The sequence below is a fragment of the Kitasatospora sp. NPDC030952 genome (assembly GCF_055571335.1).
Map to the genome: position 1 here is coordinate 660,546 of NZ_JBVIFM010000002.1, position 12,243 is coordinate 672,788.

The 12,243-nt window shown below is 72.2% G+C and carries 12 protein-coding genes; 8 read left to right on the plus strand and 4 right to left on the minus strand.

Features of this window, described 5'->3' with window-relative positions; genetic code table 11:
* Nucleotides 1-119: 119 nt before the first annotated feature.
* Nucleotides 120-1,712 (minus strand): multicopper oxidase family protein, encoded by a 1,593-nt coding sequence (locus ACZ47G_RS07640; protein ID WP_465740536.1) that lies wholly within the window; start codon nt 1,710-1,712, stop codon nt 120-122.
* Nucleotides 1,713-1,847: 135 nt separating this feature from the next.
* On the minus strand, nt 1,848-2,246 hold the full coding sequence (locus ACZ47G_RS07645; RefSeq protein ID WP_465740537.1) for a DUF6153 family protein: 399 nt from the start codon (nt 2,244-2,246) through the stop codon (nt 1,848-1,850).
* A gap of 225 nt (nt 2,247-2,471) precedes the next feature.
* On the opposite strand from ACZ47G_RS07645, the gene ACZ47G_RS07650 reads away from it, so the two are divergent.
* From ACZ47G_RS07650 to ACZ47G_RS07670, 5 genes are all read left to right on the plus strand, one after another.
* Complete coding sequence (locus ACZ47G_RS07650; protein ID WP_465740538.1) at nt 2,472-2,876, plus strand: hypothetical protein; 405 nt, start codon at nt 2,472-2,474, stop codon at nt 2,874-2,876.
* Between the two features lie 3 nt (nt 2,877-2,879).
* Nucleotides 2,880-4,574 (plus strand): alpha/beta hydrolase, encoded by a 1,695-nt coding sequence (locus ACZ47G_RS07655; protein WP_465740539.1) that lies wholly within the window; start codon nt 2,880-2,882, stop codon nt 4,572-4,574.
* An 11-nt stretch (nt 4,575-4,585) separates the two neighbouring features.
* Nucleotides 4,586-5,122 (plus strand): hypothetical protein, encoded by a 537-nt coding sequence (locus ACZ47G_RS07660; RefSeq protein ID WP_465740540.1) that lies wholly within the window; start codon nt 4,586-4,588, stop codon nt 5,120-5,122.
* A gap of 160 nt (nt 5,123-5,282) precedes the next feature.
* On the plus strand, nt 5,283-5,690 hold the full coding sequence (locus ACZ47G_RS07665; RefSeq protein WP_465740541.1) for a hypothetical protein: 408 nt from the start codon (nt 5,283-5,285) through the stop codon (nt 5,688-5,690).
* 3 nt (nt 5,691-5,693) lie between these two features.
* On the plus strand, nt 5,694-7,376 hold the full coding sequence (locus ACZ47G_RS07670) for an alpha/beta hydrolase (protein WP_465740542.1): 1,683 nt from the start codon (nt 5,694-5,696) through the stop codon (nt 7,374-7,376).
* A 61-nt stretch (nt 7,377-7,437) separates the two neighbouring features.
* Here ACZ47G_RS07670 and ACZ47G_RS07675 read toward each other — a convergent pair whose 3' ends face one another.
* Complete coding sequence (locus ACZ47G_RS07675) at nt 7,438-8,325, minus strand: LysR family transcriptional regulator (RefSeq protein ID WP_465740543.1); 888 nt, start codon at nt 8,323-8,325, stop codon at nt 7,438-7,440.
* A gap of 148 nt (nt 8,326-8,473) precedes the next feature.
* Here ACZ47G_RS07675 and ACZ47G_RS07680 point away from each other — a divergent pair, with 148 nt between their 5' ends.
* Nucleotides 8,474-9,520, plus strand: a complete 1,047-nt coding sequence (locus tag ACZ47G_RS07680; RefSeq protein WP_465740544.1) for a YncE family protein — start codon at nt 8,474-8,476, stop codon at nt 9,518-9,520.
* Between the two features lie 116 nt (nt 9,521-9,636).
* Nucleotides 9,637-10,245: a hypothetical protein gene (locus ACZ47G_RS07685; RefSeq protein ID WP_465740545.1), complete on the plus strand. Its 609-nt coding sequence runs from the start codon at nt 9,637-9,639 to the stop codon at nt 10,243-10,245.
* A 249-nt stretch (nt 10,246-10,494) separates the two neighbouring features.
* Here ACZ47G_RS07685 and ACZ47G_RS07690 read toward each other — a convergent pair whose 3' ends face one another.
* Entirely contained in the window at nt 10,495-11,274 is a 780-nt protein-coding gene (locus tag ACZ47G_RS07690; RefSeq protein WP_465740546.1) for a cytochrome P450, read from the minus strand.
* Nucleotides 11,275-11,625: 351 nt separating this feature from the next.
* Here ACZ47G_RS07690 and ACZ47G_RS07695 point away from each other — a divergent pair, with 351 nt between their 5' ends.
* Nucleotides 11,626-12,027, plus strand: coding sequence for a YccF domain-containing protein (locus tag ACZ47G_RS07695; protein ID WP_465740547.1), 402 nt, complete (start codon nt 11,626-11,628; stop codon nt 12,025-12,027).
* The last annotated feature ends 216 nt before the right edge of the window (nt 12,028-12,243 follow it).

Here is a 12,243-nt window from a genome sequence, read left to right on the forward strand (position 1 = left end):
GCTGCGCAGGTCGGGGCGGGTGGCACGGTGCGGCCGGGCCGGCGCCGGGGCGGGGGCTGGTCCGGTGCCGGGGCGGGGCTGCGGGCCGCCGCCCCGGCGTCTCGGATCCTGGACGGGGGTTACGCCTGGTAACCGAGGACGGTCATCATGCCGGTCTCCGAGTGGTAGACGTTGTGGCAGTGCACCATCCACAGGCCCGGGTTGTCGGCGTCGAAGTCGACCGTCAGGGTCGTGCCCGGCAGCACGATCGCGGTGTCCTTGCGCGGGCCGTCGGCGCCCAGCGCGAACGTGTGTCCGTGCAGGTGGACGGGGTGCCACATGGCGGTGCTGTTGCGGAACTCCAGCCGCACCCGCTCCCCCGCGGCGACCGGGTGGCGCTGCGCCGGGTCGTACCTGCGGCCGTTGAACGCCCAGTCGGCCTTCGCCATGCCGCCGGTGAGCTCCAGCGGGACGGTGCGGTCCGGCGCCCTGGCGGGCAGCCGGACGCCGGGATCGGCCTTCAGCCGGTCGGCGGTCAGCAGCCGGCCGTCCAGTTCGGCCGGGCGGGTCGAGGCGTCCGGCCCGGCGCCGCCGCCGGTGCGCAGCACGGCCAGCGCGGTGGCGTTCTTGCCCTCGGCCAGGGCGGTCAGCGGGAAGGCTCCGTCCTGGGCGGTGACCAGCACGTCGTAGCGCTCGCCCATGCCGAGCAGCAGCGCCTGGGTGGTGGCCGGTTCGACCGGGAAGCCGTCGGTGTGGGTGACGGTCAGCTCGTGGCCGCCGAGGGCGACCCGGTAGGCGGTGTCGCCGCCCGCGTTGATCAGCCGGATCCGGATCCGGTCGCCGGGCTTGGCGGTGAAGGTCTCGGGGGCGCCCGGGAGGCGGCCGTTGACCAGGTGGAACGGGTACGCGACGTCGCCGGCGTCGCCGCCGAGCAGCGGACTGGTGGCTCCCATCAGCATCCGGGAGGGGCCGCTCGCCGCCGACTCCGGCGCCCCTGACATCCCAGGCATGCCGGACATCCCGGACATGGTGTGGCCGGCGTGGTCCATCCCGCCCATGCCCCGGGCGAGTTCGGCGAGCACGGCGTCCGGGGTGCTGCCGTCGACGCCGTCCACCCAGTCGTCCAGGACGACGACCCACTCCTTGTCGTAGCGCAGCGGCTCCTTCGGGTCCTCCACGATCAGCGGCGCGTACAGGCCGCGGTCCTGCTGGACGCCGGAGTGCGGGTGGAACCAGTAGGTGCCGGGGCGGGAGAGCGCGAAGCGGTAGTCGAAGGAGGCGCCCGCCCGGATCGGCTCCTGGGTCAGGCCCGGCACGCCGTCCATGTCGTTGCGCAGGGCGAGGCCGTGCCAGTGCAGCGAGGTGGGCTGCGGCAGGTGGTTGGCGAGGGTGAGGGCGAGCGTGTCGCCGACGGTCGCGCGCACCTCCCGGCCGGGCAGTCGGTCGCCGTAGGCCCAGCTGCGGACGGTGCGTCCGCCCAGGTCGAGGGTGGTCTCGGTGGCGGTGAGCGCGACCCTCCGCTCGGGCCCGGGCTTGCGGCCGGCCTCGGCGGCGGCGACCTCGGGGCCGTTCGGGGCGACGAAGCCGGCCGGGGCGGTGGCCGGGGGCGGCGTCGAGGAGTGGTCCATTCCCCTCATCGAGTCCGGGGAATCGGAGGAACAGGCGGCGAGCAGGCCGGTCCCGGCGGCGGCGAGCGCGGCGCCGAGGACGGTACGACGGGTGGGTGTGCGCATGACGGAGTGCACCTCGTACAGGGGTGGTGTGGACGTACAGGACGGCGCGTCGGCCGTTCCGCGCGCGGGCGCCAGGGCGTGTCTGTCAGACACGCCCTACGGCACACGAGCAGGCACGGAACGGCGGGCACGCGCCTACTGACGCAGCACCGAAAGTCTGCTGAGGAGGATCCGCCCACCCCCGGGCGGCGGCAGCGCACGGACGGCCCGCAGCAGCCGGGCCCGCACCTCGGCGGCGGCGTCACCACTGCGGCGCAGCAGCGGGCCGGCGATCAGCAGCACCAGGGTCCAGCCCGCCAGCACGGCGAGACAGACCGTCATCGGATCCATGCCGCCGGCGTCCGCCGGATCGACGGTGGGCCCGTGGTGCTCCGGCAGCTGCTGGGCAGCCGTCACCCGGGGCCCGTGCCCGCCGTGCCCACCCGCCGGGTGCCCGAGCGTGTGCATCGTCACGATGCCCAGCAGCAGGGCGGCGAGGAGCAGCAGCCGCAGCCCCCCGGGCAGCGCCGGACCGCACGGCCGCCGCTGCGCCATGGTCCGCCTCCCGCCCGCCTCCGCCCTCCGCTTACCCCCGCAGGGTATCCCGGCGAACGGCCGGGCGCCGACCCGGGGTCAACCGGCCGGGTGGCCGGGATCCCCACCGCGCTCACACGGATCCGACGATCTTCCCGCGTACAAGATCCGTTAACATGCCCGGCAGTTACGCACGATCCCGGGCCCGAGGGGCACTTCGGTCCGGACACATGGGGGAACACGAAAATGGCAGATCCAGACGCGAGTCTGCAGTTCAAGGTCAATCCGGCCGAACTGGACGGCTGCGGCCAGAGCGCCCAGCACATCGGAGGCCTGATACCGGGCGAGACCACGAAGATCACCGATCCGTGCAGCCAGGCCGCGGGAGGTCTCAAGGGCTGGCTCACCGCCGGCGCGATCACCGCCTGCGGCACCAACTGGAAGACGCTGCTGGACCGGCTCGGCGGCGACATGGGCGACGTCGGCACCAAGCTCGGCACCTCGGCCACCTACTACCGGCAGGCCGAGCAGAACGCCCACAACAGCATGCGGAACCCGGCCGCTCCTCCGGCCCCGGACGAGCCGGACCCCTTCGGCACCGCCGTCGTCCCCGGCCCGGTGAAGCCCCGCAGCGCGAAGGCGGCCGAGTAACCGATGGACATCAAGACCCTCCACGACGCCGACGTCATCGGCATCTCCACCGCGAAGAGCGCCTTCGACACCCTGGCCACCGCCTTCGGCCAGCACGTCGAGAACTGGCAGCACGAGGTCGTCGACCGGCTGCACAACTCGCAGTGGACCGGCACCGCCGCCGACCACGCCAACACCCGGATGCAGTTCCTGGAGAACGAACTCAAGGCCGCCCAGCAGGAGATCGGTCTGGTCAGCCGGGCCCTCCAGGACGCCTACGACGGCTTCGCCGCCGCCCAGGCGCACCTGATCAACGCCCTCGACGACGCCAAGACCCACAAGCTGACCGTCGCCGCCGACGGCGGGATCACCTGGGAGAAGGACCCCAACTCCCCGAACTACGCGGGCACCGACGCCGAGAACCAGGCCAAGCAGATCCAGGCCCGGATCACCGCCGCGCTCAACGAGGCCGACCACGCCGACCAGACCATCAACGCCCGGCTCTCCCACCTCGCCACCAACGCGAGCAACGGCACCGGCCTGGACTCCGCCACCGCGAAGACCGACACCGACGCCGCCAACGCGCTCCAGACCATCCCGGCGGCCGGCACCGACCCCAACAGCGTCAAGGCCTGGTGGAACGGCCTCACCGACGACCAGCAGCACCGGATGATCCTCAACCACCCCGACCAGATCGGGAACCTGGACGGCATCCCCGCCGCCGCCCGCGACGAGGCCAACCGGACCAACCTCCAGCGCGGCAAGCAGGACATCCAGCACCAGCTGGACGGCCTCGGCACCGCGCCGCCGGCGACCATCGGCAACGGACGGTTCATCCGCCCGAACCCCGCCTTCACGACGTGGCAGCAGAAGCACGACGAGCTCACCGACAAGATGAACGGCATCACCGCCATCGAGACCCGGCTGAACGCCCCGGTCGACGACAAGCACCCGCCGACCTTCCTGCTGGGCTTCGACACCAACGGCAAGGGCCACGCCATCGTCGCCGTCAACAACCCCGACACCGCGACCAACGTGTCGACGTACGTCCCCGGCACCGGCGCGCGCCTCGGCAGCATCAACAGCGACATCAACCGCTCCGACGCGATGGTCGCCTCGGCCAACGCCGCCAACGACAACAAGGCCGTCACCTCGTCGATCACCTGGGTCGGCTACGACGCCCCGCAGAACATCATCCCGGAGGCCGCGGACGACAGTTACGCGAAGGCCACCGAGGACAAGCTGGTCAGCTTCGAGAACGGGCTGCACGCCACCCACGACGGGAAGATCGGCAACAACACCATCCTGGCCCACAGCTACGGCACCACGACGGTGGGCTACGCCATGCGCGACCACGGCCTCCCGGTCGACAACGCCGTCCTCATCGCCAGCCCCGGCGCCGGCGTCGAGAACGCCAAGGACCTGCGCATCGACCCTTCGCACGTGTACGCCGCGCAGAGCCCGGCCGACGCGATCGGCTGGGCCGCGGCCACCGACCCCGGCGGTGCGGCGGACAACTTCTGGGACAACGTCAAGTCCGACTTCGGCTTCGGCGACGGCGACCACCACCTGATGTACGGCCGGCAGACCACCGCGCCCCAGTTCGGCGCGAACGTGATGCCCGTCGACCCGAACGCCGGGCACTCCGACTACTGGAACAACGGCTCGCCGACGCTGGCCGCCATGGGTCAGGTCATCGCCGGAAAGCCGATGCAATGATCATGAACACCGTGAGCACCGTGAGCACCGGCCGCCGCACCCCGCTGATCAGGCGGGCCACCACCGCCGCCACGCTGACCGTCACCGCACTCGCCCTGAGCGCGTGCGGGGCGAACACCCTGCAGGAGCGGTCCAAGCCCACCATCACGCTGGACCAGGCCAGGACCCGGATCGACGGCTACCTCGCCGGCATCCAGGCCCAACTGCCGGTCCAGCCCACGTCGTTGCCGCCCGCGTTCAGCGACCTGGAGTGCGACGCCAACGACATCGGCCCGCACGGCCGGAAGCAGACCTCGCGGTCGTACACCTACCCGGACCTCCCGTCGGCCGACCGGACCAAGGCGGCGGACGCCTTCCGCAGCTACCTCACCGGCCAGGGCTTCCAGGCGGTGCCGGACGCCGCGGGCTCCCACCCCGGCTGGGTGCGGCTGAAGAACTCGACGGACGAGTTCCTCGCCGTCCTGGACGGTGCGACGGACCCGAGCCGCAGCTTCCAGCTGACCGTCAGCTCGCCCTGCGTCTGGCCGGACGGCACTCCGGCCAAGTAGTCCAACTCCCCTTCGGGGCCGCACCTTTGCCGAGGTGCGGCCCCTTCGCACACGCCCAGGTCAATCCACTTGCCCGTTCTTGACGATCCGCTAGCATGCGACGTCGGTTACCGATCCGACCGGCCCAGCACCCGGTCCGGAACTGACGGGGGACGCACGCATGGCAGATCCAGATTCGAACCTGCAATTCCAGGTCAAGCCGGGCGAGTTGGACGGCTGCGGACAGAGCGCGCAACACATCGGCGGCCTGATACCCGGCGAGACCGCGAAGATCACCGATCCGTGCGGCCAGGCCGCCGGAACGCTCCAAGGCTGGCTCACCGCCGCCGCGTTGACCACCTGCGGCAGCAGCTGGAAGACCCTGCTGGACAAGCTCGGCGGCGACATGGGCGACGTCGGCACCAAGCTCGGCACCTCGGCCGCCTACTACCGCCAGGTCGAGCAGGACATCCACACCAACATGATCCACCCGGACACGCCGGTCCCCGCCACGACCGCACCGGACCCGTTCGGCACCGTCGTCACCCCCGGCCCGGTGAAGCCCCGCGGCGCGAGAGCGGCGGAGTAGCCGATGGACATCAAGACGCTGCACGACGCCGACTTCTGCAACCTGGCGATCGCCAAGACGGCCTTCGACACCCTGGCCACCGCCTTCGGCGGGCACGTGGACACCTGGCAGCACGAGGTCGTCGACCGGCTGCACAACTCGCAGTGGAGCGGCACCGCCGCCGACCACGCCACCACCCGGATCCAGAGCCTGCACGACGAACTCCACGCCGCCCAGCAGGAGATCGGGCTCATCAGCCGGGCCCTCCAGGACGGCTCCGAGGGCTTCGCCGCCGCCAAGGCCCACCTGCTCAGCGCCCTCGACGACGCCAAGGCCCAGGGGCTCACGGTGGCCCCCGACGGCGGCATCACCTGGGACAACAACCCCGACTCGCTCACCTTCGCCGGACACGGCGCCCCGGAACACGCCAAGGCCATCCGGGACCGGATCAACGCGGCCCTCACCGAGGCCGACCACGCGGACCGGACGATCAGCAGCCGGCTCGCCCACCTGACCACCAACGCGACCAACGGCACCGGCCTGGACTCCACCGTCGCGACCAACGACACGGCCGCCGCCGACGCGCTCAACCGGATCCCCGCCGCCGGCACCGACCCGAACAGCGTCCAGGCCTGGTGGAACGGCCTCACCGACGAGCAGCAGCACCGGATGATCCTCAACCACCCGGAGCAGATCGGCAACCTGGACGGCATCTCCGCCGTCGGCCGGGACCAGGCCAACCGGATCACTCTGGCCCGGACGCACGCGGACCTCCAGCAACGGCTCGACAACCTCGGCCCCGAGCCCAACTCGGTGGTGGGAACGCCGTACGGCGCCTTCGAGCCTCCGGACCACAAACTCTGGCAGCAGGAGCACGACGGGCTCGTCGACCAGCTGAACGGCATCAAGGCGATCGAGGACCGGCTGAAAGTCCCCGTCGACGCCGATCACCCGCCGACCTTCCTGCTGGGTTACGACAACGCCGGCCGCGGCCACGCCATCGTCGCGAGCAACAACCCGGACACCGCCGACAACGTCTCGACGTACGTCCCCGGCACCGGAGCGCGGCTCGGCCACATCGGCAGCGACATCGAGCGTTCGGACGCGATGGTCGCCGCGGCCAACGCCGCCGGCACCGGCAAGACCACCTCCTCGATCGCCTGGATCGGCTACGACGCCCCGCAGTCCCTCACCGATGCCACGGACGACCAGTACGCGAAGGACGCCGAGGACAAGCTGCACAGCTTCGAGGTCGGCCTGCACGCCACCCACAACGGGAACATCGAGAACAACACCGTCCTCGGCCACAGTTACGGCACCACGGCGATCGGCTACACCATGAAGGACAAGGGGCTTCCGGTCGACAACGTCGTCCTGATCGCCAGCCCCGGCGCCGGCGTTGACTCCGCCAAGGACCTCCGCATCGACCCGTCCCACGTGTACGCGGCGCAGAGCCCGTCCGACATGATCGGCATGGCAGCCGCCATCGACCCCGGCGGGGCGGCGCAGAACGTCTGGGACAACGCGGTGACCAACCTGCCCTTCGTCAGCGACGACGACCACCACCTGATCCATGGCCGGCAGACCACCGTGTCCGACTTCGGCGCGAACGTCATGCCGGTCGACCCCAACGCCGGGCACTCCGACTACTGGAACAACGGCTCGCCCACGCTGGCCGCCATGGGGCAGGTCATCGCGGGCAAGTAGCGACCACCCAGCAGGCAGCGAAGGCTACTTGGGGCCGCACCCGGGCCAGCGGGCGCGGCCCCTACAGCTGCTGCACGGCGGCCGCCAGGTGCGCCCGGAACCAACGCTGCCCCGGATCGGCCGAGTTGCGCGGGTGCCAGGCCATCCCCAGCTCCAGCGGCGGGAGTTCGAGCGGCATCGGGAAGGTCCGCAGGCCCAGCGCCGCGAAGGTCTCCGGCAGCCAGTCCGCCGCCCCGAGCGTCACCAGGTCGCTCTCCCCGGCCAGCAGCATCGCGGCGGTGTGACTGGGCACCACCACCGCGACCCGGCGGCGCAGCCCGCGTTCGGCCAGCGCGGTGTCGATCGGCCCGAGCCGCTTGCCGCGCCGGGAGACGCCGATGTGGTCGGCGGCGGCGAACCGCCGGGCGGTGATCCGGCCGTCGAACAGCGGATGGCCGGCCCGCGCCACGCCCACCACCGGCGCCGTGACCAGCGGCCTGGTGCGGACCTCCGGGTCCTTCGACCCGAGCACGCCGACCTCGACGTCCACCTGCCCCTGGCGCAGGCCCGGTCCGTCCTCCAGGGCCTCCGGCAGGAACACCACGTCCACCCCGGGCGCCTCGGCCCGGATCCGCCCGACCAGCGGGCCGGCCACCCGGACCAGTACGGCGTCGGCGCTCTGCACGGTGAAGGTCCGCTCCAGGTGCACCGGTTCGAAGCCCGCCCCGGGCCGCAGCACGTTCTCGCAGCTGCGCAGCAACCCGGCCACCTCCTCCCGCAGTTCGAGCGCCCGCGGGGTCGGCACCAGCCCCTGCCCGGCCCGCACCAGCAGCGGATCGCCGACCGCGCGGCGCAGCCGGGCCAGCGTCCGGCTCACCGCCGCCGGCGAGGTGCCGAGCCGCTCGGCGGCCCGGGTCACGCTGTTCTCCTGGAGCAGGGCGTCCAGCGCCCGCAGCAGGTTGAGGTCCATTCATGACTCCTGAGCTGCATCTTTACGCCTCGGTCAATGATCCCGTGCTGATCTTTGCATGGTTCTGCCGTCGCCGGGAGGGGACAGTGGAACCGTCCGAGAAACACCGGGCCTTCCCGTACCGGGCCCTCGCGAGCCAGGAGTTACCGTGCCGAACGACCCCCGCGCCCACCTCGCCGGCGACGTCCTCGCCGTCGTCAGCCAGAGCGGCCCGACCGTCTCCTTCTTCGACGCCGCCACCGACGCCCTGCTGGACCGGGTCGAGGTCACCGCCGAGCCCCACGAACTGTGCTTCGACCCGACCCAGCGGCTGCTCTGGTGCACCAGCGCCTACCGCTCCGGCTACTACAGCGCCCACAGCGGCCACCGCACCGAGGTGACCGTCATCGACGCCGACACCCGCACGATCGTCGAGGTGATCGACCTCGCCCCCGAGCACGGCCCGCACGGCCTGGCGCTGGACCCGGTCCGCGGCCGGCTCTACGTCAGCGTCGAGGCCTCGGCGGACCGCCCCGGCGGCGTGGTGGTCATCGACACCGCGACCCGCCGCCCGCTCGGCCGGATCGACACCGACGCCCCCGGCCCGCACTGGTTCGCCATCTCCCCGGACGGGCGCACCGGTTACGCCACCAACAAGGAGGCGCCGTACGTCTCCGTGGTGGACCTCGACCGCGGCACGCTGACCGCCAAGGTGGCCGTCCCCGGCAGCGAGGGCCTGGCCGTCTCCGCCGACGGCGCCCGGGTGTACGTCGGCGGGCCCTACCTCGGCTTCGCCAAGGACCCCGACGCCACGCCCGGCATCCGGGTCATCGACGCCCGCACCGCCACCGTGGCCGACGTCCTGCCCACCGGCTCCGCCGTCCTCCCGGTCCACCTGACCGCCTCCGGCCGGCTGCTGGCCGGCGAGATCCACGCCACCACCGCTCCGGGCTCCCCCTTCGACGGACGGACCAACGGCCGGCTCACCGTCTTCTCCGCCGCCACCCACCGCCCGCTCGGCTCGGTCGACGTGGGCACCTTCCCGCTGACCATCACCTCCTCCCCCGACGGGCGCCTCGGCTACGTCTCCTCCGCCGTCTCCTCCACCGTCGACGTCATCGACCTCGACACCCTCACCCCCGTCACCCGGCTCACCCTCCCCAAGCGCGCCGAGCCCGGCGCCCACGGCCTGGCCTACCTCCCCCGCCCGGCCTGACCGCTGCGGGCCTCCGGGCGCCGGGCACGCCCGGAGGCTTGCCACGCCCGGAGGCTTGCCGCCGTCCGCCCCGGACCGCATCCTGGGGCGGACCCGTCCGGTCCGGGGGAGGCGCGATGAGACGCGGCGTGGGAGTGCTCTGTTCGACGGTGGTGCTGGCGGCGGCCCTGGGCGCGGCCACCGGCTGCGAGCCGCTCGTCGACCTGGGCGGGGGCCGGCACCCGGTGCCGCTGCCCGAGCCGGCGCCGCCGTCCGCGCAGTGGATCGTGGACCTGGTGGGCGGGCTCAACCTGCCGCCGCAGTGCCCGAAGCCGACACTGCCGACCATGGCGGTGCTCGACACCGACGGGCGGTCCCGGGCGATGGCCTTCTGGCTGCTGGACAACCTCGACGTCTGCTACGCCGTCATCGACGACGCCGGCCGGGCGCCCACCACCATCTGGTTCGCCGCGATCGCGGACCTGATCCCGCGCACCCCGATGCCGGCCGACACCACGGCCGGCGTGGACTCGTACGCCTTCACCGCCTTCCGCGGCCAGGTGGACGACATCGAGGTGACCGGCGACGGCGACCACCTCGTCAGCCCGGTCCGCCACCGCACCGTCGACCTCGGGGCCGGCCACCTCGTCACCTTCGCCACCTACCACTACCGGATCCCCGCCACCGGCAAGCCGCTCTCCCTCGCCCTCTGCACCCCCGACGTCCGCTGCCGCGACGCCCACTGACCCGCCCCCGGTCCGTCCCGGAAGAACACCCCCTCGGGACTGTTCGAGGTTCGGATCTCGTTGTGGCTCGGCCGTGGGCCGGCGCCTCCGGTAGAACTCGGGGACTCGGCCTCGCCGGCACCCTCAACGTCGGCATGGTGCTGCTCGACGCCGAGCGCGGCTGGGGCCCGGCGGACTCGGTCGGACCGGCGGATCCAGTCGGCTCGGCGAGGCCCTGCCGGGCCGGCGGGCCGGCGGGCCGGCGGGCCGTCACCAGGTGACCAGGAGCGCCTCCACGCCGTAGACCGTCGACCCCTCGCGGAAGCGGAGGTCGGCCTCGGGGACGGCCAGCCGCAGGGTCGGGAAGCGCCGCAGCAGGGCCGGCAGGGCCACCTTCAGTTCCAGCCGGGCCAGCTGTTGGCCGAGGCACTGGTGGGCGCCGAAGCCGAAGGACAGCTGGGCGACCGGCCGGCGGCGCAGGTCGAGGTCGTCCGGTCGCTCGGGGACGAGTTCGGGGTCGCGGTTCGCGGTCAGCGGGGAGAGCAGGACGTGCTCGCCCTCGGCGATCCGGTGGCCGTTGACGTCGACGTCGGCCACGGCGGTGCGCAGGAGCGGTGCGGGGATGGCGAGATGGCGCAGCAGTTCCTCCACCGCCGTGCCGGTGACCGCGGGGTCGTCGCGCAGGGCGGTGAGCTGGTCCGGGTGGCGGAGCAGCGCCAGCACGCTCAGGGCGAGCTGGGTCGCGGTGGTCTCGTGTCCCCCGACCAGGAGGGTGGTGCCGAAGCCGATGAGTTCCTCGTCGGTGAGCTCCGCGCCGTGCTGCCGCACCACCTCGCCCAGCACGCCGTCCCCCGGGACGGCCCGATTGCGGGCGACGATGTCCGCCATGGCCGCGTTCAACTCGGCCGAGGCGGCGACCAGTTGCCCGGCGTCGGCGGTCCCGTTCGTGATCACCTGGGAGCAGCGCTGGAACATCGCCCTGGTCCCGTACGGGACGTCGAGCAGTTCGCAGATCGCCAGCGAGGGGATGGGCAGGGCGACGGTGATCATCGTCCGACAGGTCGGGAGAGGTCAAGGGACCGGCTGAAACTGCACCACCGGAGCGGACGCGCCGGCGCCGAGGCCACCGGCGTGGAGCGGTGGGAGCCGCGGCTGTCGGCGAGTGCCGGGCCGCGCCACTTCGGGTTCGTGACTGGCGGGGCGGAGCCGGCGGCACTCGCGGGCGACTGGCCGACCTCGGCAGAGCGAAGTGGCTCGGTGCGGGTCGCAGGCCAGCGCGTCTATCTGATCCCGCAACCCGGGCCGATCCCTGAGGACCACCCCCTAAGGGCGTAGACACGCCCGTCGGCGGGCATGGCACGGTCGTAGTGCAACGCCATCAGCCGTGAGAAGGTATCAAACATGAGTGCAGTAAAATTCATCCTCAATGTCATCTGGTTGGTTTTCTGCGGCATTTGGATGGCTCTTGCCTACGTACTCGCCGGAATTATCTGCTGCGTGCTCGTCATTACAATTCCATTTGGAATTGCTTCGTTCCGGATCGCCGGGTTCATACTGTGGCCGTTCGGGCGGACCGCCGTCGAGCGGCCGGACGCCGGGGCGGCGTCCTGCGTCGGGAACGTGATCTGGTTCGTCTTCGCCGGGTGGTGGCTGGCCATCGCGCACCTGGTCACCAGCATCCCGCTGTTCCTGTCGATCATCGGGATCCCGTTCGGCTGGGCCAACCTCAAGATGATCCCGATCTCCCTCATGCCGCTGGGCCGGGAGATCGTCTCCACCGACCGGGAATGGGGCACCTATTAGTAGTCCCGTGTGACTTCGCGATCACGTCGGTCACGGTCCGCTGTGGCCGGCCCCGGTGGGTGGTGCGCCGCGTGCCGGGGCCGCTTCTCCTCTGTGGGAGGGGCTATCCGTGGGGGTGTTCGCGGAAGCGGTTGATGGCGGGCAGGTGCTTCTCGCGCAGTTCGGCGTTCTGGACGCCGAGGCCCTCCTCGGGGGCCAGGCAGAGCACGCCGACCT

Excerpts from the sequence above, each read along its gene's own strand:
- ACZ47G_RS07640 (WP_465740536.1), bottom strand. The coding sequence starts at position 1,712 with ATGCGCACACCCACCCGTCGTACCGTCCTCGGCGCCGCGCTCGCCGCC.
- ACZ47G_RS07645 (WP_465740537.1), bottom strand. The coding sequence starts at position 2,246 with ATGGCGCAGCGGCGGCCGTGCGGTCCGGCGCTGCCCGGGGGGCTGCGG.
- ACZ47G_RS07650 (WP_465740538.1), top strand. The coding sequence starts at position 2,472 with ATGGCAGATCCAGACGCGAGTCTGCAGTTCAAGGTCAATCCGGCCGAA.
- ACZ47G_RS07655 (WP_465740539.1), top strand. The coding sequence starts at position 2,880 with ATGGACATCAAGACCCTCCACGACGCCGACGTCATCGGCATCTCCACC.
- ACZ47G_RS07665 (WP_465740541.1), top strand. The coding sequence starts at position 5,283 with ATGGCAGATCCAGATTCGAACCTGCAATTCCAGGTCAAGCCGGGCGAG.
- ACZ47G_RS07670 (WP_465740542.1), top strand. The coding sequence starts at position 5,694 with ATGGACATCAAGACGCTGCACGACGCCGACTTCTGCAACCTGGCGATC.
- ACZ47G_RS07675 (WP_465740543.1), bottom strand. The coding sequence starts at position 8,325 with ATGGACCTCAACCTGCTGCGGGCGCTGGACGCCCTGCTCCAGGAGAAC.
- ACZ47G_RS07685 (WP_465740545.1), top strand. The coding sequence starts at position 9,637 with ATGAGACGCGGCGTGGGAGTGCTCTGTTCGACGGTGGTGCTGGCGGCG.
- ACZ47G_RS07690 (WP_465740546.1), bottom strand. The coding sequence starts at position 11,274 with ATGATCACCGTCGCCCTGCCCATCCCCTCGCTGGCGATCTGCGAACTG.
- ACZ47G_RS07695 (WP_465740547.1), top strand. The coding sequence starts at position 11,626 with ATGAGTGCAGTAAAATTCATCCTCAATGTCATCTGGTTGGTTTTCTGC.